Source organism: Candidatus Symbiothrix dinenymphae, from assembly GCF_001431085.1.
This window is the reverse complement of record NZ_BBRU01000502.1, coordinates 1-396: the sequence shown is the minus strand read 5'-3', so window position 1 is coordinate 396 and position 396 is coordinate 1. Positions and strand designations below refer to the sequence as shown.

The window sequence follows — 396 nt, the reverse complement described above, 5'->3', positions numbered from 1 at the left end:
CGCCGGTGCTGTTGCCACCCATTGCCCAGGTATGGTCTGCCACCACTCTTTCCCAGAAGAATTGGGCAGCATCGGTGTATCGTTTGTCGCCGGTGAAACGATAGACATACTCAAAGCCGGTGAACTTCTGTATCTGGCAATTGGCGTGCCAACCGGCCAGAATATCTTTCCCTTCCGAAGCGGGGATAAGCATCCGGTAGTCATTCAACCGCACAGCCCAGTCACGATACTTGCTCTCGCCCGTCAGTTCATAAACGTCCATAAACGATTCGCTCAGCGAGCCATGTTCGCATATCAGCATCTTTTGCACGCCGGCTTCACCCAATTTGTTCAGCACGTTTTCGCCAAACCAGTCGGTCATGCGGACAAGCGCCTTCTTGGCAAGCGGAAATAGAA

General features: G+C 53.0%; 1 protein-coding gene. It reads right to left on the bottom strand.

The features are described 5' to 3' along the window. The coding region (locus ASC50_RS05335) for a beta-L-arabinofuranosidase domain-containing protein (protein ID WP_193391216.1) at positions 1 to 396 on the bottom strand (396 nt) is incomplete at both ends.